Genomic DNA, 21,868 nt, shown 5'->3' on the forward strand with positions numbered 1-21,868 from the left:
GAATTTTTAATGTTTTTTAATTGGCATCACTGTATTGATCTCTTATCTTTTGTCTTAACTCTTCAAGATTTTTTTGAGTATTTTCTATTCTTTTTCTTAAATTAGGGTAAGCTTTTAATAATCTCTTTTCTCCAAATACTTTTTTCTTTTCTCTTATTTCTTTTATTCTATTTTCTATTTCTACCATTTCTGTTTTCTTTTTTAAGCTATCCTGTCTATTTTCGATTTCTACAGTTTTGTCATAAACTCTCATTCCTATCATGTCTGATACTTTTCTTATGTCTTTGCTAATTTTATCTATGGTTTTCATTTTTTTATTTAGTCCTATAATAGTATTAACTGTGGCTATTAAATCTATTGCCATTATTATCACTAATCCTATATCTAAATATATTAGCACGACAAGAGGTATTAAGTTCACTAAATTTTTTATAACTGGATGAACTGCTTCGTACAATAAAAAGCAAAACATTCCCCAAATCACTGAAAATTCAAGACAAATATAACCTCCTATATTTAGTTTTCTGTCTGAATAGTCCCACCATCTTTCGTGGAATATTTTCTCAAGCAAAAAACCTGTTACAAGTTCTATTAATGTTGCAATTAGCATTGAACCCAAGAAAAGCACAATTTTATTTTTTTCTGCTATGTCTGTCAAAAAATGTATTACTGATATAGCGCCGAAACCATAAATTGGGCAATAAGGTCCTGATAAAAAACCTCTATTAATAAATTTTCCAACTGTTACTGCGTGATAACTAACTTCAACAACCCAACCCACAAAGGCATAAATAAAGTAATACATTAGGTACAATAAAAAATAATTTTCCACTTTTCCTCTTTTCTAATTAAAAATAATATGTCGCTTTGCTAACATACTATAATACTTTTATTAAATTTCGTTATATTTTCTTAAAATCTCTCTTCTTCCACTGACTTTTAATTTTTTGTAAAGTCCAGTGAGATTATTTTTTATAGTTTTATCACTAATATAAATTTCCTTAGAAATATCCTTATTAGTTTTACCTTTTAGGATTTCTTCTAATAAATATTTTTCGCGTCTTGTAAGTGATTCTATATTTTTAATTTTTTTATTTCTGTATTCTTTAAATTCATCAAGGCTTTTTTCTATATAATTATGTCCTTTTAAAGTTTCTTCCACTGCTTTGAGTATTTCTTTTTCACTTGTCTTTATACTTATTATGGAATAATCAATGTTAATAGGAAAGTCTTTTTCATCTACTATCCTAATTTTAAGTTCCCCTCTTTTAGCTAAGTCTTCATTTTCGAAAACTAAAAGGTCAAAAACTTCACTTATCCCTTCATAATAATCAAGGACTTCATAATCCCTTAAAATAATTTGAAGTCCTCTTTTTATAATTTCACAATTTGATTCAATAGCGATTTTAGTCATTTAAGTCTTTTACGCTTTCTCTTTCAAGAATTTCAGATGGAAGCACTACGTTTTCTGAAAAGTCGCTATCTTCTTTTGCTATTTTCTTTAAAATTTTTCTAATTGAAACTGCTCCAATATCATAATAAGGTATTTTTACAGTAGTAAGTTTTGGTCTATATATATCTGAGATGTAAGATCCTCCAAATCCCGTCACAGAAATATCCTTTGGCGTCTTATAATTATTATCTAAAAGTAAATTCATTAGGTGAATTGCAATTGTGTCATAGGATGTGAAGAAAGCTGTAATCTTTTCTTTTTTTACTGTCTCAATAATTTTTTCTTCTTCATCTTCAACGTCACTTGACTGAAGCCCTTCTACAAATAAGTTTATTTTCTTTAAGCCATGTTCTTCCATAGCTCTATTGTAACCTTCGACTTTTTTCTTTTCAAAGGTCCTATCATAATCTTTTCTAATTCCAAGAGATGCAATATTTTTATGTCCCTTTGCGATTAAAAAGTTTACCATATCATAGCTTGCCTTTTCGTAATCTATTGTTGCAGAGAATTTTTCTATATCGTAGAAATTGCTAATGATGACATAAGGAATTTTGCTTTCTTCCAATTTGTACTCAAGCTTTGGATTGTGAATATTTGAAATTACAATTATGCCTTCAACTTGCTTTTGTGCCAATAGGTTTGCGAACTTCATTTCAGATTCAGCATCGCCATAGGAACTTGATAAAAGTATGTCATACTTATACATTCTTCCAACTTCTTCCACTCCCCTTAAAATTTGTGAAATGAAATTAGATCCAATGTCTTCTACAATTACACCTATTAAGTTAGATTTTTTTGTAACTAAACTTCTAGCCACTTCGTTTGGTTTGTAATCCAAAACATCAATGGCGTGCAAAACTCTTCTTCTAGCCTCTGGGCTAACGGGTTTTGAGTCATTAATTACCCTTGATACTGTTGAAATGGAAACATCTGCCATTTTTGCTACGTCTTTAATTGTAGATGCCATATTCTCCTCCTTATGGTACTATTATTTTTAATCTATTCTCCAACACTTTGAAATCCATTGGCAATGTTGAAGTTTTTTCTCCATCAACGTCTATTGTAACATCGTCAGTTGATTCTATTCTTATATTCTTTGTCTTTAAGTAAATTACTTTATTGTTATCTAAGTGCTTTCCTCCTACTAAGGATGCAAAAAGTTCAGGTACATCAGAAATTTTTATACTCTTGAAAATTAAAACGTCTAAATATCCATCAGAAACATCAGCAAAGGGAGCCATCTTTTTAAATCCACCAACTGAGGTTGAATTGGTTATTAAAAATAAAAGTGCATCTACATTTCCTGATAGTTCTTTACTTTTAACTTTTAAATTAATTGATTTTTGATATTTAAAAATTCTCTTTTCTAAAAGTTCTCTGGCACCTTCAAGATAATATGCCATATTGCCAAGGCTTGCTTTTTTTTCAGCGGTAACAGTGTAGGCAATTTCAGTTAACATCCCACCTGCAGCTACATTTATAAAGGCTCTATCGCCAGCAAGTCCAAGGTCAATAGTTTTAACATTATAATTTTTTATCATATGATAAAATTTAAAAGGCGAAGTTGGAAGTCCCTGTGCATTGGCAAAGTCATTTACAGTTCCACTTTGTAAAATTGCAAGAGGAGTGTCTCTTTTTGAAAGATATATTCCATTTACAACTTCATTTACTGTTCCATCTCCACCACTACATATCACAAAATCTTCACCACTATAATTTGCGGCAAAGTTCTTGCCATCACCTTCCTCATGAGTAAATAATAATTCAATTTCATATCTATCGTGGCTCATTAGCTCAACTAATTCTAAAATTTTGCCAAGAGCTGCACCTCTTCCCGAATTAGGATTTGCAATTATCTTAACTCTTTTCATTTTTCTCCTTTTATGTGTAAAAATCCTTACACTAAAATAATTTGGATAGTGATTTAAAAATAAAAGAAGACGAAGCAATAACTCCGTCTTCTAGATCATTTTAAAAAGACTTCTTTAAGTGTCTTTGCAACTTCTTTTATAATATAAAAATAGTCGATGGCGTTATTTGAACTAAGTGAAATAGTTTTTGCTGTATCAGAAATAGCATCTGATACATTCATCACAGTGTTTGATACCTTTAGAGATGTATCATCGACCTTCCTTGTAATTCCATTAACAGTATCTGAAACTGAACCAACTGTAGCTACAACTTTTTCAATTTCTGGCTTTACATCATTTACTAAATTTGTCGCATCAGTTGAAATTGAATTTAAATTTGTAGAAATGTCCTTGGCATTATCCATTATTGAAGGAAGTGTCTTTATAGTGTGATCAATCTCATCTTGATTTCTTTCAACAATTTCACTGACATTTTTTAAAACTTTAAAAACATTTATTAGCACTAAAAATAATGCAACAAGTGCAGCTATACCAGCTACATATAATAAGAAACTAAGTAGGCCACCTATTGTAAATGCTTGATCTAACATTTTATGCCTCCTATCTTAATTTCTATTAAATTCTCTTTCTGCCTTATCTTTTGTTTCTTCAACAGTTCCTTTTATATTTTCGGAAGACTTCTTAACTTCTCTCTTTATGTCATTTGCACCATCTTTTAAATCGTCTTTAACTTTTTCAGCAGTATCCTTAACTTCTTCAGTAGTGTTTTTTACATCTTTCTTTAGGTCTTCTGCGCCAGCTTTAACGACTTCGCCAATTGCTTTTGCCTTTGCCTTTGCTACTTCAACATCCTCATCAAATTCATTTTTCTTAAGAACTGCCCTATCTCTTAAATCATTATAAGTTTTTCTAGCTTGTTCTCCAGCTTGATATGCCTTAAATTCAATAGTATCTTTTGCATCATTAGCTGCATTTAGGGCTTGGTTTGCTGCTTCTTTGGATTTATTTGCAATATCTTCACGAGTCTTCTTACCTGCTTGTGGTGCAAATAAAATTCCGCCAATAGCTCCAAGTGCAATACCTGTACTAATTTTAGAAATTTCTTTTAATCTTCTTTTTCTAGCTGCTTCATTGCGTTTTTCTTCTAAATAATCAAATAGTCCCATAATAACTCTCCTCATTCATTAATTTACTAACTTTTTACCCCTTTTATTTAAAGTCAATCAAATTTTATTTTAAGTTAATTAAACTATCCTCAAAATTAATAAATTATAAATAAATAGTAAAAACCGCAATGCCGTTACCCAATTAATTCACCCCGCCCATTTTCATGGTGGGTCAAAAACTTGATAGTGTCTTCTGACTTCCGCTCAAAGACGGCTTGTCATATCTCACTGATACACAGTCTCCCGTGTTCTATTTGTCGGTTGAATTAAAAGGGATTATTTCGCACATCGCAGAATTTACCTAATTAAATTATAACTCAATGAAATTACTTTTTCAATAAAGAGCAGGAAAAAAATGAAAATCCTTGGGAACCTTTGCAAATACTTCTATTTCCCTATTATTTCTCGGAATTTTAAATTTCAAAGAATAGGAGTGAAGCGCCTGCCTATTTATAAGTTCTGAATCTTTGCCATAAAGGCTGTCGCCAAGTATTGGATGAGCTATGTAACTTAAATGCACTCTTATCTGATGAGTCCTTCCCGTGTGTAGCGTTAACATTACAAGACTCATATTTTTGTACTCTTCGAGAACTTTATAAGAAGTAATAGACTTTTTGCCAATTACATAATTTACTTCACGCTTAATATTGTCTTCACTTTTGGCAATAGGTGCGTCAATTACTCCCTCTTTTTCTTCGAAAATCCCCTGGCAAATCGCCAAATATTTTTTCTCAACGCTATCTTTAAATTCGCTAGAAATTTTATCTTGAGCAAAGGAATTTTTCGAAACAACAACTATACCCGACGTATCTCTATCAAGCCTATTTATAAATCTAACCTTCCTCCTAATATTATTATCTTTAAAATATCCACAAAGATAATTGAGAAGTGTCCCGTCAGTGTCGTCCTTTGCAGTGTGAGTTACCATAAAGGGTTCCTTATTTATTAAAATCAAATCCTCATCTTCGTATAAAATATCCAGGTTTTTATTTTCAATTTTTCCATTTGGTTCTTCATCTTCAAATCTAAGAGAAACTATATCCTTTAATTTTAATTTTTTATTTGTTTTAACATTTTTCCCATTTAAATAAATATTTCCACGATTAACGGATTTTCTAATCAAGCGTGAAGATACTCCACACTCCTTTAAGTATTCATTTATCTTAATTTCTTTAGTTGCTCTAAAATTTAAAAAATTCTTTGAATTTAATCTATACATTTTACACCTCTAGTCAAGGGAACTTTATTCGTTTATAATATAAATAATAAAGAAAAAAATCAAGGGGGTTTAACCTTGTCAAAAATTATAAATATACTTACAAATGCAAATTTTGAATCTAAAAAAACTGCCACAAATTTGCACAATGTTTTAACAAGATATGGCTACGAACCATTTAATGGTTTTAAAAAAAATGCCCTGCTTTCCATTTGCATTGGTGGCGATGGTTCTTTTATAAAGGCAATCCACAAAAATGATTTTCCCGAGATGCCCTTTGTGGGAATAAACACAGGTCATCTTGGATTTTATCAAGAGATAAAGCCCGACGAAATTGAAAAATTTGTAAAAGACTATAAAAATGGCAATTATAAAGTAGATGACATAAAATTAATTCGTTCAGACATTTACACAAAAAATAAAGTTTATAAATTTTATTCAATTAATGAAGTCGTACTAAAAGCAGCTCACTCAAAAACTATTCACATGAATGTTTTTATCGATAGAAATCACGTTGAAAAATTTTCTGGAGATGGCGTACTAGTTTCCACACCATCGGGTTCAACTGCCTATAACTTTTCTAGCGGAGGAGCTATTGTATATCCAAGCCTACACGTGCTTCAAATGACACCAATATCTCCAGTTAACTCTGCTGCCTACCGTTCTCTTGGGTCTTCTGTAATAGTTCCAGGAGCTCACACAATTTCTCTAGTTGTAGAAAAAAGATACAAGGACTCAAACTTACTTTTAGTTGACGGTTCAGAATATTTCTTCAACAATCTACACAGAGTAAACATTAGGCTTTCAAATAAAACAATAAAAAAACTCGTCTTTTCAAATAATTCCTATTGGGATAATTTAAAGGACAAGTTTCTATAAAATTCCAAGAGAAATCTTGGACTTTTTTATTTAAAATTTTCCGCAAAAAAATCTCACCCACATATTAGTATGGATGAGATTTTCATTAATTTTTATGCTTTATAGCTGCTTTTACAAATCCATTAAATAATGGATGGATTTTTGTAGGTCTTGATTTGAATTCTGGATGGAATTGACAAGCTACAAAGAAGTCATTGTCCTTAAGTTCAATAATTTCTACAAGGTCTTTGTCTTCGTTTATACCTGAGAAAACTACGCCAGCTGATCTGATTTTTCCTCTAAAATCGTTGTTAAATTCATATCTATGTCTATGTCTTTCTTTTATTTTTTCTTCTCCATAGAGTTCATAAACTAAAGTACCTTTTTCTATTGTGCAATCATAATTTCCAAGCCTTAATGTTCCACCAACATTTTTTACATCTTTTTGATTTTCCAATAAATCGATTATAGGATAATTCGTCTCTGGATTTATTTCTGTTGAGTTTGCGTCCTTAAGCCCCAATTTATTTCTTGCAATATCTATTAATGCAATTTGCATTCCATAGCAAATTCCAAAATATGGCACATTGTTTTCACGAGCATACTTGCTTGCCATGATCATTCCTTCAGTTCCACGAGAACCAAAACCTCCTGGCACGATTATTCCATCAAGTCCTTCTAATATACTTGCATCTTTTTCAATTTCTTCAGAATTAATCCACTTGATATTTACTTTATATCCATTTTCACAACCTGCATCAGTTAGCGCTTGGATAACAGACAAATAGGCATCGTGAAGACTTACATATTTTCCTACAAGTCCAATTTTAACTTCCCCCTTGACATCTTTAAATCTGTCGACCATTTCTTTCCACTTGCCCTTTGACGCTGGTCTGTCTTCAAGTTCAAGTTCCTTTAAAATGTAATCATCTAGATGCTGTTCGTGGAAAACTAGGGGAACTTCATAAATTAAATCTACATTAGTTGATTGAATGACTGCTTCCACCGGAACATCACAAAATAGTGAGATTTTCTCTCTAAGATCTTTTGTAACAATGCCATTTGATCTTACAATTATTACATCTGTTTTTATTCCATTACTCATAAGTTCCTTGAAAGAATGTTGTGTCGGTTTAGTTTTAAGCTCATCTGAACCCGGAATATTCGGAACAAGAACTGCGTGGACAAATAAAACATCGGACTTATTATTTTCAGAGTGAATTTGTCTTATCGCTTCTAAAAATGGAAGGGATTCAATATCGCCAACAGTCCCACCAATTTCTGTAATTACAATATCAGCCTTTGATTCCTTTGCCGCTTTATATACTGCATTTTTAATTTCATTTGTTATGTGTGGAATTACTTGAACAGTTGCTCCGTCATAATCGCCACGTCTTTCCTTTTCAATAACTGTCGAATAAACTTTACCAGTTGTAATTGACGCACCCTTAGTTAGCTCTTCATCAATAAATCTTTCGTAATGTCCAAGGTCTAGGTCAGTTTCCGCACCATCCTTAGTTACGAAAACTTCTCCATGTTGATAGGGACTCATAGTTCCCGGATCAACATTTAGATAAGGGTCGAACTTTTGCATAAATACCGAAAGTCCTCTGTCTTTTAAAAGTCTTCCAATGCTTGCAGCAGAAATCCCCTTGCCAATTCCTGAAACAACCCCACCTGTAACAAATATAAATTTAGTCATAATTCCTCCTAGCTTAGTGAATTAAAGATATCTTCATAAGATGGCAGCGTAATATTTTTCCTTGAAATCAATTTTTCCATTTCGTCTGCAACTTTTCTCGTGGCAAGAAGTTTTGTTGCAATATTTCTTTCAACATACTCCGCCTTTTTGTAGATGTCATCTATTTCCTTTGAATGTGAAAGCAAAGTTTCTATTTCCTTTTCACATTTAATTAACTTTGTAATCATCTTATCTATTTTATCATACTTATCAGAAAGCATTTCATTGTTTTTAAATTTCAAAACTTCTGACAAACCTTTTAACTCGGCAATACCCATTGGGACAATGTCTTTTTCAATCATGGACATCATAGTCTTAGCCTCTAAAGTATGATAAATCACAACTTCTTCTATGTTTACTTCGTAGCTTGCCTTTATTTCTTTTTCTGTGTAAATTTCTCTTTTTAAGAAAATATCTGTAAAATCAAAATCCTTTAAGGCTACTAAGGCATCAAAATAAGTCTTGTGATTAGCAAGTCCTCTTCTCTTTGCCTCTTCTCTCCACTCATCAGAATAATTGTCTCCATCACAAATAACTCTGTCGTGCTCTTCCATAATTTCCTTTATAGTCTTAAGGACAGCTTCTCTTAATTTATTGTAATCATCTTTATAGGGTTCAAGTTTTTCATAGATTTTTGACAAGGAATCAGCAATGGCACAATTTAATGCAATATTCAAATCGGAACCAGTCTTTGATGATCCAAGCATTCTAAATTCAAATTTATTTCCAGTAAAGGCAACAGCAGCAGTTCTATTTCTATCGCTAGAATCCTTTGGAACACTTAAAAGATTATAGCCACTAAAAATATTTTTATTTTCTTTTTTATATTCAATTTCTTCTTTTATGTCTCTAAAAAGTTCTTCTAAATCACTTCCCAAAAATAGTGAAACTATGGCAGGAGGAGCTTCATCTGCACCAAGCCTAAAATCATTAGAAGTTGAGGAAGCACTCACCCTTAAAAGGCTTTGATATTTATCAATTGCTTCTATAAGCGCTGCCACAAATAATAGGAAAATATTATTATTATAAGGGTCTTCACCTGGTTCAAATACATTTAATCCATAATTTGTAACAATGGAATAATTATTGTGTTTTCCAGAACCATTTACAGTGGCAAAAGGCTTTTCGTGGAAAAGGCACACTAAATTATTTTCTAAGGCAGTTTCTTTTAAAATATTCATAAGAAGTTGGTTATCGTCAATTGCAACATTTACATTTTCAAATAAAATTGCCATTTCAAATTGATTAGGTGCAACTTCATTGTGCTCTGCTTCAGAATAAATTCCAAGGTCATAAAGTTTTTCGTCCACATCCTTATAAAATTTTTCAACTCTAGCGGGAATTTGACCAAAATAGTGATCGGATAATTCTTGTCCCTTTGGAGAAGGAGCTCCAACAATAGTTCTTCCAATATTTTTTAGGTCACTTCTCTTATTATAAATTTCTTTATCCACTAAGAAAAATTCTTGTTCAAGACCAACTTTCACTCTCATCCTATAGGCATACTCATCTTTGTGAAATAAATTTACAATTTTTACGCCTTCATTGCTTAAAATCTTTGTAGAATCAATGAGAGGTCCTCTCTTGTCTAATTTTTCGCCCTTGTATGACATAAAAATAGTTGGAATATAGAGTACATTTCCAATTATAAAAGAATTTGCAGTAAGGTCCCAATAAGTATATCCCCTTGCTTCAAAGGTAGACCTCATTCCTCCACTTGGGAAAGAAGATGCATCAGGTTCTCCCTTGACAAGTTCCTTTCCAGAAAATCTATTTATTGGTTCACCGTCAGAAGTTCTAGAAATAAATGCCTCGTGTTTTTTTGCAGTGTGCCCACTTAATGGCAAAAACCAATGAGCAAAGTGAGTTGCGCCATTTGCAAGAGCCCAGTCCTTCATTGCGTGTGCAATAGCATCTGCAGTCTCTCTATCTAAGTCCTTTTCATTTCTAAGTGCGTCCTTCCACTTTAAATAAATTGGATATGGTAGCGAGTCCTTCATCTTTTTCTTGTTAAAACTTTTTATACCGAATTTTTCAATCATAGTTTCCTCCCATAAAAGTCCTGAAAATAAAAAAATGGCAATTAATTAAAATTGCCATTATGAAAAACCTGTGGTTTCTTTTTATTTTATTTCAAAAACTATTCTTTGTCAATAAAATATAATCACTCTGAATCCTTTAAAAGTAGTAGATGAACATCAAACCACTGACCGTGAATTGAAATTTTTACATCTCCTCCAAGTATTTCAGAAAGATTTTTTACTATATTTAAACCAAGCCCCGACCCTTCAGAATGTCTCGACCTATCTGCCTTTAAAAGTTCTTCAAAAAGTTCGTCGCTATTCCTATTTAATTTTTCGCCAATAATATTTTTTATATAAAATTCAACAGTGGACTGTCTTTCGATTACACCTGCAAGTACCTTTGTGCCCTGTCTTGAATATTTCGCAGCATTTGACAAAAGATTTTCAATAATTCTTGCAAATAAATTGACATCTGTATAAATTAAAATTTCATCACTTGTGGAATTGTACAAAAAATCTAAGTCATTCTGCTTAAAAAGGGAGTCATAGTCTCCGTAAATTTGCAAAATCATTTCATTAAGTTCCACTAAAGACCTTTCTACAGAAACATTCCTCGTGCTAGTTTTTGAAGCAAAAATTAAATCAACAATTAAATCCTTAAGTCTTGTTGAATTTCTCTTTAATACGCTCACAAATTTTCTAGCTTCGTCATCAAATTCATCTTTCTTGGACAAAAGATCTGCATAATTTATTATTGAAGTAAGAGGCGTCTTCAAGTCGTGAGAAATATTTGTTATGAGTTCCACCTTTAATTTCTCAGACCTAAAGTTTTCTTCCAATCTCTTTCTATCCCTCTTTTTAAAATCTTCCATTAAAACCGTGATTTTTTCCAAATATTCATTTTCAAAAGGTTCTGGAATTACAAAATCATATCCATAGAGTATTGACTCCACTAGTTCAATGGATAAGGTATTTTGTGCAAACTGAATTTCCACAGTAAAAATTGCTCTAAGGATCATAAAGAGAAGAACATTTAAAAGGACTATTCCCTTTGTTAAAAGACTATAAAATAAAATATATAGAATAAATAATGTCACATTTAAGGTTCCAAAGAGCCTAAAATTTTTAAAATGCCTATATTTAAAAAGATTGTATGTGAAACAAGTGTCTACAAGTTTTTTCCTCTTAATTTTTAAAATTATAATTAAAAGTGTAACAACCCAAGATATAATGAAGTGCTTGTTTATGTTAAAAAGTTCAAAAATAATTACACAAGATGCAAAAATATTTTCCACAAAAAAATTATCTGAAATATTTATAAAAATATCCTTAATATATTCTCTTATATCAGAAAACATCACTTTGCCTCAATTTTATATCCCATGCCATACACTGATTTAATTAAATCCGGTTTTCTTGGGTTTATCTCCACCTTGTCGCGAAGATGAGAAATATGTACTGAAATAATTTTTCTGACATCAATTGCTTCATCTTCCCAAACTCTTTCATAAATTTCATTGGAAGAAAAAACTCTTCCAGGATTTTTTACCAAGAGATATAAAATTTTGTACTCATAGGGAGTTAAGCTTACAACCTCGTCTTCCACTCTAACTTCCTTAAACTCGTCAGAAATGCTAACTCTGCCAATTTTTAAATCTCCCGTCTTTATATCTGATGCACCAAGAGAAAAATATCTCCTTATGAGAGAATTTACCCTTGCAGTAAGTTCCACTGCATTAAAAGGTTTAGTTATATAATCATCTGCACCTACATTTAAGCCAACAATTTTATCTGTAACTTCACTTTTAGCTGAAAGCACAATAATTGGAATATTTGTAATCTCACGCATTTTCATAATAAGTGTAATGCCATCCATCACTGGCATCATTATGTCTATTATAGCAAGGTGTATTTCATTTTTTTCTACGATTTCAAGAGCTGTTGCTCCATCTTCAGCAGTAAAAACTGTGTAGCCCTCTGCCTTTAAATAAATTTCTATTGCATTTAAGATATCTCTCTCATCGTCGCAAACTAATATGTTGTAATCCATAATCATCATCCTTTACTCTATTTTATCATGTAATGAATTGTTATCACAAAAAAATTAATATATAATACATAAGAGGTGTTTTATGAAATTCTTAAATAATTACATAGATAAAGTTAAAGACAATAAAGTCTTTACTTTCTTTGACAAATTAATATACAGAATAATAAATCACGACACTTTTTCCTATGGAGGAAGTCTCTCATATTTTTTGGTTTTATCAATTTTTCCATTTTTAATTTCCCTGATTAACGCAATTAATTTTTCAGGAATATTAAATCCAGATTATATTTTTTCACTGATAAAAGTTTTGCCAACTGACATACAAAATATTGTGTCAAATTTTTTAATTGAAATTCAAAATTCATCTTCAGGATCTTTTTTCACAATTTCCTTTGTAGTAGGTCTTTTCACTGCGTCCACTGCAGTTTTTAAGCTAATAAATATTATAAATTTATCCTATGGCTTTGCTGAAAAAAGAGGTTTTATTAAACTAAGACTCCTTGCACTATTTTTTACAATAGCACTTATTACAATGTTTTTTCTTTTGATATTTACTCAAATCTTTGGCGAGATTATTTATGTAAATGTTACAAATTATCTCGGCATTAAAAATGAATTTTTTGACAAAATGTGGCGAATAGCAAAAAACGCAATACCTATTTTATATATGTTAATTACCTTTGTCCTATTATATAAGTTTTCACCATCTAAGAGCAGTGAAAATATGGTTACCTTTAAGGGTGTCCTTCCAGGTGCAATTTTTTCTACAATTGGTGTAATAATAGCCTCCATTGTATTTGGTTTTTATGTAACAAACTTTGGTAAATACTCCATAACCTACGGCTCCCTTGGCGGTATCATTATATTTTTGGTTTGGCTATATTTGCTTTCCATAATTATATTAATTGGCGCAGAGATAAATTCTACCCTCTACTCAATGAAAAACTTTAAATCTTTAAATCATTGGCCAAGACATGATTCCATATTTAAAAATTTTAATAACTAAGCAATTTCTGTGGCTGCAATAAGTGCAGTCACTTTTTTTACGCCTGAATCCTTGGCGATTTTTGTAAGTTCCCTTATTGTAGTACCCGTAGTGATTACGTCATCTACAATAATAATTTCTTCTGGAATTTTTATAACTTTAAAGGAATCTTTTAAATTTTCTTCACGTTCATGTTTTTTTAAACCAACTTGAAATTTTGTATCTATTGCTTTCTCGAAGACATCCTCACATTTTAAATCTAACTTTTTTGCAACATCTTCCGCCAATATTTTAGATTGATTATAGCCCCTTTCTCTTTCCTTATATTTATACATAGGTACATAAGTCAAGACTTCACTACTTAAATTTTTCTCCAAAAGCTTTTCTATCATAATTTCAGAAATAATTTCTCCATATGCCAGCTTTCCATTGAACTTAAAGTCAATTATAAGCTTCCTCATTATTCCAGAATAAGTTGAAGATACAATTAAATCCTCTAAACCATCAATATTATAATAAAATACTGGGTCTTTATTGATTAAATCAAAACAATCACTGCAAAGTCCATAATTATTTACAATTTTCCCACAAATAGGACAATTATTTTCCAATAATTTCATTTTGTCTCCTCAATTTTTTTGCCAAATTGGAATATCTCTTCACAGTTTTATTGTTTTCAATCATTTTTACTAAATATTCACTCATGCCCACAAGGACAACCGCCTTTGACGCTCTAGTAATTGCCGTGTAAATTAAATTCCTCGTAAGTAGCATTGGTGCCGCTCGATAAAGAGGAATTACAACTACTGGAAACTCACTCCCCTGAGATTTGTGAATAGTCATGGCATAGGCAAGTGCCAATTCATCTAAATTGTCAGAATTATATTCCACGCTTCTCACATCGTCAAAAATTACTGTTACTTTTTTGTTTTCCTTGTCAATTTTCGAAATATAGCCTAAGTCGCCATTAAAAACGCCTTTTTGTATATCTTGATAAAACTCATTTTCCACTCTTGTCTCAAGTTCATAATTATTTTTTGTCTGAAGAACTCTGTCGCCAACCTTGAATTTTTTCCCGAGAATTTCTATAAATTCTTCGCTATTATTTAAGTGGTCTTGAAGCACTTTATTTAAGTTAATTGTGCCGTGATTTCCCTTTTTAGTTGGAGTTAACACCTGCACATCTGCTTCACTTACATTAAAATAGTTGGGAAGCCTAGTCTTTACTAGGTCTTTAATAATTTCCAGACCCTTCATCTCTCCTCTTTCAGAAATCATAAAAAAGTCGCCCTCATTTAAAATTGGCATCTCTCCCTTATTTATTAAGTGGGCATTTTTTACTATCATGGATTGTTCTGATTGTCTAAAAATTTCCTCTAAGTTCACAGATTCAATTATGCCAGATTTTAAAATATCCGCTAAAACATTTCCTGCACCCACAGATGGAAGTTGATCCTTGTCGCCAACTAAAATAAGTCTAGTGGGACTCTCAATTGATTTTAACAAAGTTTCCATTAAAATAATATCAACCATGGACACTTCATCGAGGATTAGCACATCGCACTCAAGCTCTTCAATATTTGAAAATCCTATGTCTCCTGCAAATCCAATTTCAAGTAGCTTGTGAATAGTAAAAGCATCTCGTCCTGTCTGTTCCTTCATTCTCTTTGCTGCACGTCCCGTTGGAGCTGCAAGTTTAATGACTTTGCCCATGGATTCAAAGATGTCGATTAACACTTTTAGAGTCGTGGTCTTGCCTGTTCCAGGCCCACCAGTTATTACAAAAACTCCTCTATTTATAGCCTCTTTAACGGCCTTTCTTTGCGTCTTCGAAAGTTCAATTTCTCTAAACCTCTCTGTCTCAATAATTTTTTTATCTATGTCAATTTCTTCTTCAAAGGAAATATTTAAGTCCTTTAATTTTCCCGCAACATAATTTTCTGCGGCAAGATATCTCGCAATATAACAGTTGTAATTTTCGCCATCTCTTTCCACGAAAAAGTTTTTCTCAAGAGTTAATGTCTTTGCAATTTCGTCTGTATTTTCAAACTTTAAACCTAAAATATTTTCTGAAGCTCTAATTAATTTGTCTAAGGGCAAATAAGTGTGTCCATCTCTATTTGCAAGCATGAGAGCATACTTTAACCCCGCAATCTTCCTAAAATCAGAATCCTTTTTTACACCAATACTCTCTGCAATTTCATCAGCCTTTTTAAATCCAATGCCCCTCACTCTTCCAATTAAATCGTAGGGATTTCTCATAACAATTTCTATGGACTCGTCGCCATATTCCTTGTAAATTTTTAAAATTATAGATGCCGGCAAGTTATACTTAGAAAAATAGAGAAAAATTTTGCGCATTGCATATTGTCTGTCTAACGCTTCCTTTATGTCCTTATATTTTTTCTTGCCAATGCCCTCCACAGATAAAAGTCTTTCTGGATTTTTTTCAATTACATCCAAAGTTTCATCCTTAAATTTATTTACGATTCGCTCTGCCATTTTTTCACCGACATGAGGTATCATTGAGCTTGAAAGATAACTTATTATTGCAGCTTCGCCTTCTGGCATAATTTCTTCCATATCTATAAAGGCAAACTGCTCTCCGTATTTGTTGTGATATGTAAAATCTCCCGTGAATTTATATTTTAAATTTGTTTTTAAAATAGTAGCAGAGCCAACTATTACAAGATCTCCATCTGTTGAATTAATTTTTGCAACAGTGTATCCATTTTCTTCATTTCTAAAAATAATTCTCTCCACAATTCCTTCAAGAGTAATCAATTAAAACACCTCGTGATTATTGTATCAATAATTTGCAATTAAATACAGAAATAAATACAGATATTTATACAGATGTTAATACAGATTTTTATGTTGATGTTATTACAGATGTTAATACAGATGTTAGTAAAGAATTTAATGTAATATGCTATTATAAAAACTTTTTAAAATAAAACCAATAGTATTTTGCAAAAAGAAAAAGAGACCCGAAGGTCTCTCCTAAAGGTCTCTCTTAATAAAAATCTTCATCAGATTTTTTCTTTTGTTCCTCATATATATTTCTGTAACTTTCTTCATATGAATCTGTCTTTGGTTCGCTGAATTTTTCTCCATAACTTTCGTCAATTACATTTTCACGAGGTTCTAGCGGAATAATAATTGCAAGAGCAATGTAAACCCAAATACTAAGCCCGCCTGGCACAATAAATAAAAAGGTAACAATTCTTACTATCGTTGAGTCAATACCCAAATATTTTGCTATGCCACCGCACACTCCTGCGAACATCGCATCATCTCTAGATCTATAAAGTCTCTTCATTTTACACTTCCTTTGTGGCATTAAATAAATTAATTCTGTTTAGTATTTTACCCAAGAAGAAATATTTTATTCAAAGGACAAGAGCAACTCTCCACTTTCTACCATATCGCCTTCTCTTACAAAAACATTGGCTACTTTCCCGTCGATATTAGCAACAATATTTGTTTCCATCTTCATGGCTTCTGCGATAAATAATTTGTCGCCCTTTTTAATTTCATCGCCTTCTTTTACCAAGACTTTTACAATTTTACCTGGAATAGAAGAACCAACTTCCTTTTCATTTTTTGGATCGGCATAAATTTTTTCTTCTCCAAAATTTTCTTTGTCCTTAACAGTTTCATCCTTGATGTTAATAGTTCTTCTTGAGCCATTTATTTCAAAAGTTAAATTTCTTGTACCATTGTCCAAAAGTTTTCCAACTTCAATTAATGTTACGATTAAAGTTTTGCCTTCTTCAATGGAAATTTCTGTACTTTCGCCCTCCATTAGTCCATGGAAAAATACATCTGAACCAATCTTTGTAACTTCGCCATTTTCTTTTATATAGTCGATGTAATCGTCAAATACTTTTGGATAAAGTGCAGAAGAAATTAAATCTTCCTCACTTGGCTCTATTCCCTTTTCTTCTAAATGCTTTTTGATTTTATCAAAGTCTTCATCTTCCAAAAGTTCGCCAGGACGAACTGTAATTGGTTTTTCTCCTTTTAATATCATCTTTTGTAATTTTTCTGGAAAACCACCATAAGGTTGCCCCATCATTCCTCTAAAATAAGTCATGACAGAATCTGGATAGTCTAGGTTCTTGCCCTTTTCCAAAATATTTTCTGGAGTAAGGTCATTTTGTACCATGAAAATTGCAAAATCGCCAACCATTTTTGATGAAGGAGTAACCTTTACAATATCGCCTACCATTTCATTTACACGCTTATACATTTCCTTTACATCTTTAAATTTATGACCAAGTCCAAAACTTTCAACTTGTGGTTTTAAGTTTGAATATTGTCCACCAGGAATTTCATATTTATAAATTTCTGTAGTTCCAGATTTTAAATCAGATTCAAAATTTGCATAAACAGGTCTTACTGCTGCCCAATATTTTGAAATATCTTCAGCTTTGTCCAAATCAATTTCTGTGTCTCTGTCAGTGTTTTTAAGAGCAGCTACAACAGAATTTAGAGCAGGCTGTGAAGTAAGTCCACTCATTGAGTTTACTGCTGTGTCCACGATGTCGACACCAGCTTCAGTTGCTTGCAAAATTGTTGCAACGCCATTGCCAGTAGTGTCGTGAGTGTGAAGATGAATTGGCAATCCAATTTCTTCCTTTAAATTTTTTATTAATTTCTTAGCTGCATAAGGCTTTAGTAGTCCAGACATATCCTTTATGCCAATTATATGTGCTCCAGTTTTTTCAAGCTTCTTTGCAAAGTCCACATAATATTTTATAGAATACTTATCTCTATATTCATCTAAGATATCGCCTGTATAGCACATAGTTGCTTCTACGATTTTTTCATTTTTAAGAACTTCGTCAATAGAAAGTTGCATACCTGGTAGCCAGTTAAGAGAATCAAAAATTCTAAATAAATCAATTCCATTTTTTGAAGATTGCTTTATAAATTTAACTACTACATTGTCAGGATAATTTTTGTAGCCAACAGTATTATTGCCACGAATTAGCATTTGTAAAAGCATATTTGGCATTTTTTCACGTAGGATTTTTAATCTTTCCCATGGATCTTCGTGTAAAAATCTGTACGCAACGTCAAAAGTTGCTCCACCCCACATTTCCACAGAAAATAATTTGTCCATATTGTAGTTTAATGCCTCAGCAATCTTCACAAGGTCAATAGTCCTCATTCTAGTCGCCATAAGTGATTGATGAGCATCACGCATAGTTGTATCAGTTAAAAGAAGTTTTTTCTCACTTAAAATATGTTCCTTTAATTTTTCTCCACCAAGCTTGTCAAAAAGTTGCTTGTAACCTTCAAAATTTTTCTTTTCAAATTCTGGCACTTGTGGCACATCAAAGTTCTTTTCCAAAGTTTTGCTGTCATTTACAACTCTTTCGCCAATAATCTTCATAAGCCTTAGTTCCTTGTCCTTTGAAGATTTTATTTCAAAAAGTTCTGGATGCTCTTCGATAAAACCTGTGTCACAAATTCCTTCTTGAAATTCTTTTGTATTTAAAACATTTAACAAAAATCCAATATTTGTCTTTACTCCGCCAACTTTTAACTCAGATAAAGATCTCTTTGCCTTTCTAATTGTATCCTTCCAAGTTCTTGCTTCAGTAATGACTTTTACAAGAAGTGAATCGTAATAAGGAGAGATGACTGCACCAGTGAACCCGTTGCCACCGTCAAGTCTTACTCCAAATCCAGATGATGATCTATATAAGTTAATTTGTCCCGTGTCTGGCATAAAATTATTTAGTGGATCTTCTGTTGTAACACGACATTGAATAGAAAAACCTCTGTGTTCAATTGAATCTTGACCTTTTATTCCAATTTCTTCGCTGTCAAGCCTGTATCCCATGGCTATTAAAATTTGTGACTGCACAATGTCGATGTCAGTACACATTTCTGTAACTGTATGTTCAACTTGAACTCTTGGGTTGACTTCGATGAAGAAGTGATCGCCCTTTGAATCCACTAAAAATTCCACAGTTCCTGCATTAGAATAACCAATTGATCTAGCAATTTTTAAGGCATCTTCACAAATTTCCTCTCTAAGTGCTTTTGGTAGCGAAAAAGCTGGAGTATACTCAATTACTTTTTGATGACGTCTTTGAATTGAGCAGTCTCTTTCATATAAGTGAACAATATTTCCATATTCATCGCCTAAAATTTGTACTTCAATATGTTTTGGCTTGTGAAGATATTTTTCTATGAACATCGAATCGTCGCCAAAAGCTTTTTTTGCCTCATCCTTTGCAGATTCAAATTTTTCCAAAAGTTCATCTTCACTTTCAGCAATTCTCATTCCTCTACCGCCACCACCAGCAGCAGCTTTTATCATTACAGGATATCCGCAAGATTTTGCAAATAAAATTGCCTCTTCCTCATTTTTTATTGGTCTTTCAATACCGGGAATAGTTGCAACTCCAGCTTCCTTTGCCACAATTTTTGAAGTTATCTTGTCTCCAAGTTTTTCCATTACTTCTGAACTTGGACCAATAAAAGTAATTCCTTCTTCTTCACATTTTCTAGCAAATTCAGGATTTTCAGACAAAAATCCATATCCAGGGTGAATTGCATCTACACCCTTTTTCTTTGCAAGACTAATTATCTCGTCGATGTCAAGATAGGCATCAAGAGGTGACTTTCCCTTTCCAATGAGATAAGATTCATCAGCCTTAGTCCTAAAAAGTGCAAGCTTATCTTCTTCAGAATATATTGCAACTGAGCGAATCCCCATTTCTCTAGCCGCTCTAAATATTCTAATTGCAATTTCGCCACGATTTGCTACTAAAATTCTTTTGAACTTCTTCATAATATCCTCCCTTTAGTTTTACATATTATACATCAAATATAGACTAAAGTGTAGAATCAGCAAATAAAAATCTTAATTTCCTCTAAACTTGCAATAAGTATCCAAAGTTCAATTTTTTATTTTGAATTTTCGTATCTAAATTATTATCTACTCCAAAACTAAAAGAGTTTAAAATTAATTTGCTTAAAATAATTTTTGAAAACTCATCGCCTTTATAGTGATAAAATAAAAAATTTGCATCCATTATTAAATGTCCTTTTTATCTATTATGGATTTTACTCTCAAGCAACAAAATTACCATTATATGCAAAAAGGAACCAAGCATTAAGCTCAGTTCCCTTTTTAATTGTCGCTAATATTATTTAGCAATTTCTCTTGTTATGACAACTTCTTTTGTAGTTCCATTCCAGATGATATCCTTGCCATCTTTTAATCCCAATGCTCTAGCTATATTTGCTATTGGTAACATTGTTCTGTCGTTTTTTATGACTGGTTTTACATCACTTTCGTAAACTTTTCCATTTACTATTATTTCCTTTGTATCTACTGGTATTTTTACTACATTTTCTTTGTCTATTAGGATTACTGTTCTGTTTTCATTATCCCATTGAACATTAAATCCTAAGGCTTCTGCTACAAATCTAATTGGCAACATTGTTCTGCCTTTTTCAATAAATGGTGCAACGTCAATATTTATATTTTCTTCTACACCGTCTATTGATTTTCTCATTGTCTTAGGACCAATTACTAATCTTACTTCTAATTTTGTTGAATTAGATTTATTAGCTGCATTTATTATACTTGGTTTTTTTGTTGTGTTTGTTGTTACTTTTGTTGTTGATGTTGAATCTGAATGTCTTGGCAACCACGGTGTATACCAATATTCATCTGAGTTATCATCTCTTCCAGATGTGTGTCCTATTACGCTAATAACAATGTCTTCAGACTCTTTTGTTTTTGTATCAGTAACTGTTATGATAATTGGTCCGTCAACATTGCTGCCTGGATTAACAACAATTTCACCTTTTCCATTTATTACACTTGGAATATTCTTGCGATCTTCATCTTTTCCAACAACTTTTATATTGTCAGTGTTCTTAATAATTACGCCTGTACCTTGATCTTCGTTAATTGGAAGGACAGATTTTTTATTAGTAACATCTATCTCGTCATCAAGACTTGTGCTAGGTGTTGTACCAGGTGTTACTGGTTTTGTTCCTGGTGTTACTGGTTTCGTTCCAGCTTTTTCTTTGAAGTTTGCATTTACTGTTATGTCTTTGTCTATTGCTGTCTTGCTATCTAATGCTGGTGTCCACTTTTCAAATTCGTATCCCTTTGCTGGTGTTGTAGCTGGTGCTGTAATATCTGCTAATGTTTTGTTTGCTGTCTTTAATACATATACTGTATTTGCTTCTGCTACTGTTCCCTTGCTTGCGTCTGCTGTTTCGAATTTTACTGTCCAGTATTTATTTGGATCTGGATTTGGTTTTACACTTGAATTTACTGGTCCTACTATTTCTGGATCCACTGGTGTTACTGGTGGCAATGCTTTTGCTTTGTATATTGCATCAAATTCTTGTGATACTACTTCGCCTTCTGTTGGAACTGTGCTATCCCATTCTTTAAATTCTTTTGTTTTATCTTTGTAGATAGCTTTTGCTGGGATTTCTTTTGTTACTTTTTCGTTATC

19 protein-coding genes and 1 other RNA gene are annotated in these 21,868 nt (G+C 32.0%); 3 read left to right on the forward strand and 17 right to left on the reverse strand.

Features of this window, described 5'->3' with window-relative positions:
* Positions 1 to 16: 16 nt before the first annotated feature.
* From ACQRC6_RS08825 to ACQRC6_RS08860, 8 genes are all read right to left on the reverse strand, one after another.
* Positions 17 to 805, reverse strand: coding sequence for a putative ABC transporter permease (locus ACQRC6_RS08825; RefSeq protein WP_427848590.1), 789 nt, complete (start codon positions 803 to 805; stop codon positions 17 to 19).
* Between the two features lie 87 nt (positions 806 to 892).
* The gene (locus tag ACQRC6_RS08830; RefSeq protein WP_427848591.1) at positions 893 to 1,414 is read right to left on the reverse strand and encodes a LuxR C-terminal-related transcriptional regulator; all 522 of its coding nucleotides are present in this window, start codon (positions 1,412 to 1,414) and stop codon (positions 893 to 895) included.
* Positions 1,407 to 2,420 carry a LacI family DNA-binding transcriptional regulator gene (locus tag ACQRC6_RS08835; RefSeq protein ID WP_427848592.1) on the reverse strand — a complete coding sequence of 338 codons (1,014 nt, stop codon included), beginning with the start codon at positions 2,418 to 2,420 and terminating at the stop codon, positions 1,407 to 1,409. Before ACQRC6_RS08835 ends, ACQRC6_RS08830 begins: the two co-directional genes overlap by 8 nt.
* Before the next feature lie 10 nt (positions 2,421 to 2,430).
* Positions 2,431 to 3,324 (reverse strand): diacylglycerol/lipid kinase family protein, encoded by an 894-nt coding sequence (locus ACQRC6_RS08840; protein ID WP_427848593.1) that lies wholly within the window; start codon positions 3,322 to 3,324, stop codon positions 2,431 to 2,433.
* A gap of 95 nt (positions 3,325 to 3,419) precedes the next feature.
* Positions 3,420 to 3,914 (reverse strand): hypothetical protein, encoded by a 495-nt coding sequence (locus tag ACQRC6_RS08845; RefSeq protein WP_427848594.1) that lies wholly within the window; start codon positions 3,912 to 3,914, stop codon positions 3,420 to 3,422.
* Between the two features lie 15 nt (positions 3,915 to 3,929).
* On the reverse strand, positions 3,930 to 4,490 hold the full coding sequence (locus ACQRC6_RS08850; RefSeq protein ID WP_427848595.1) for a YtxH domain-containing protein: 561 nt from the start codon (positions 4,488 to 4,490) through the stop codon (positions 3,930 to 3,932).
* Positions 4,491 to 4,606: 116 nt separating this feature from the next.
* Positions 4,607 to 4,790, reverse strand: a non-coding RNA gene (gene ssrS, locus ACQRC6_RS08855) — 6S RNA.
* A gap of 34 nt (positions 4,791 to 4,824) precedes the next feature.
* Positions 4,825 to 5,709 (reverse strand): RluA family pseudouridine synthase, encoded by an 885-nt coding sequence (locus tag ACQRC6_RS08860; protein ID WP_427848596.1) that lies wholly within the window; start codon positions 5,707 to 5,709, stop codon positions 4,825 to 4,827.
* 75 nt (positions 5,710 to 5,784) lie between these two features.
* Between ACQRC6_RS08860 and ACQRC6_RS08865 the strand changes: the two genes are divergently transcribed.
* The gene (locus ACQRC6_RS08865; RefSeq protein WP_427848597.1) at positions 5,785 to 6,585 is read left to right on the forward strand and encodes an NAD(+)/NADH kinase; all 801 of its coding nucleotides are present in this window, start codon (positions 5,785 to 5,787) and stop codon (positions 6,583 to 6,585) included.
* 85 nt (positions 6,586 to 6,670) lie between these two features.
* Here the strand turns inward: ACQRC6_RS08865 and ACQRC6_RS08870 are convergent, their stop codons facing one another.
* The 4 genes from ACQRC6_RS08870 to ACQRC6_RS08885 all read right to left on the reverse strand — a co-directional run bounded on the left by ACQRC6_RS08870 (position 6,671) and on the right by ACQRC6_RS08885 (position 12,379).
* Positions 6,671 to 8,266 carry a CTP synthase gene (locus ACQRC6_RS08870; RefSeq protein ID WP_427848598.1) on the reverse strand — a complete coding sequence of 532 codons (1,596 nt, stop codon included), beginning with the start codon at positions 8,264 to 8,266 and terminating at the stop codon, positions 6,671 to 6,673.
* Between the two features lie 8 nt (positions 8,267 to 8,274).
* The gene (locus tag ACQRC6_RS08875; RefSeq protein WP_427848599.1) at positions 8,275 to 10,347 is read right to left on the reverse strand and encodes a glutamine synthetase III; all 2,073 of its coding nucleotides are present in this window, start codon (positions 10,345 to 10,347) and stop codon (positions 8,275 to 8,277) included.
* A 122-nt stretch (positions 10,348 to 10,469) separates the two neighbouring features.
* The gene (locus tag ACQRC6_RS08880) at positions 10,470 to 11,687 is read right to left on the reverse strand and encodes a sensor histidine kinase (protein ID WP_427848600.1); all 1,218 of its coding nucleotides are present in this window, start codon (positions 11,685 to 11,687) and stop codon (positions 10,470 to 10,472) included.
* Entirely contained in the window at positions 11,687 to 12,379 is a 693-nt protein-coding gene (locus ACQRC6_RS08885) for a response regulator transcription factor (RefSeq protein WP_427848601.1), read from the reverse strand. The genes ACQRC6_RS08880 and ACQRC6_RS08885 overlap by 1 nt, the downstream gene beginning before the upstream one ends.
* A gap of 82 nt (positions 12,380 to 12,461) precedes the next feature.
* Here ACQRC6_RS08885 and ACQRC6_RS08890 point away from each other — a divergent pair, with 82 nt between their 5' ends.
* Positions 12,462 to 13,385 (forward strand): YihY/virulence factor BrkB family protein, encoded by a 924-nt coding sequence (locus tag ACQRC6_RS08890; protein WP_427848602.1) that lies wholly within the window; start codon positions 12,462 to 12,464, stop codon positions 13,383 to 13,385.
* On the opposite strand, the gene ACQRC6_RS08895 is transcribed toward ACQRC6_RS08890, so the two are convergent.
* Together ACQRC6_RS08895 and recD2 are read right to left on the reverse strand one after the other, a co-directional pair.
* Positions 13,382 to 13,984 (reverse strand): ComF family protein, encoded by a 603-nt coding sequence (locus ACQRC6_RS08895; RefSeq protein WP_427848603.1) that lies wholly within the window; start codon positions 13,982 to 13,984, stop codon positions 13,382 to 13,384. The genes ACQRC6_RS08890 and ACQRC6_RS08895 overlap by 4 nt on opposite strands.
* Positions 13,965 to 16,148 (reverse strand): SF1B family DNA helicase RecD2, encoded by a 2,184-nt coding sequence (gene recD2 / locus ACQRC6_RS08900; RefSeq protein WP_427848604.1) that lies wholly within the window; start codon positions 16,146 to 16,148, stop codon positions 13,965 to 13,967. The genes ACQRC6_RS08895 and recD2 overlap by 20 nt, the downstream gene beginning before the upstream one ends.
* A gap of 32 nt (positions 16,149 to 16,180) precedes the next feature.
* Here recD2 and ACQRC6_RS08905 point away from each other — a divergent pair, with 32 nt between their 5' ends.
* Positions 16,181 to 16,321: a hypothetical protein gene (locus ACQRC6_RS08905; protein WP_427848605.1), complete on the forward strand. Its 141-nt coding sequence runs from the start codon at positions 16,181 to 16,183 to the stop codon at positions 16,319 to 16,321.
* 59 nt (positions 16,322 to 16,380) lie between these two features.
* Here ACQRC6_RS08905 and ACQRC6_RS08910 read toward each other — a convergent pair whose 3' ends face one another.
* From ACQRC6_RS08910 to ACQRC6_RS08920, 3 genes are all read right to left on the reverse strand, one after another.
* Positions 16,381 to 16,686 carry a PspC domain-containing protein gene (locus ACQRC6_RS08910; RefSeq protein WP_427848606.1) on the reverse strand — a complete coding sequence of 102 codons (306 nt, stop codon included), beginning with the start codon at positions 16,684 to 16,686 and terminating at the stop codon, positions 16,381 to 16,383.
* Positions 16,687 to 16,752: 66 nt separating this feature from the next.
* Positions 16,753 to 20,178, reverse strand: coding sequence for a pyruvate carboxylase (locus ACQRC6_RS08915; RefSeq protein ID WP_427848607.1), 3,426 nt, complete (start codon positions 20,176 to 20,178; stop codon positions 16,753 to 16,755).
* A gap of 358 nt (positions 20,179 to 20,536) precedes the next feature.
* The coding region (locus tag ACQRC6_RS08920; RefSeq protein WP_427848608.1) for a copper amine oxidase N-terminal domain-containing protein at positions 20,537 to 21,868 on the reverse strand (1,332 nt) is incomplete at its 5' end.

This window comes from Peptoniphilus sp. SGI.035 (assembly GCF_050315115.1).
Taxonomy (GTDB): Bacteria; Bacillota; Clostridia; order Tissierellales; family Peptoniphilaceae; genus Peptoniphilus_A.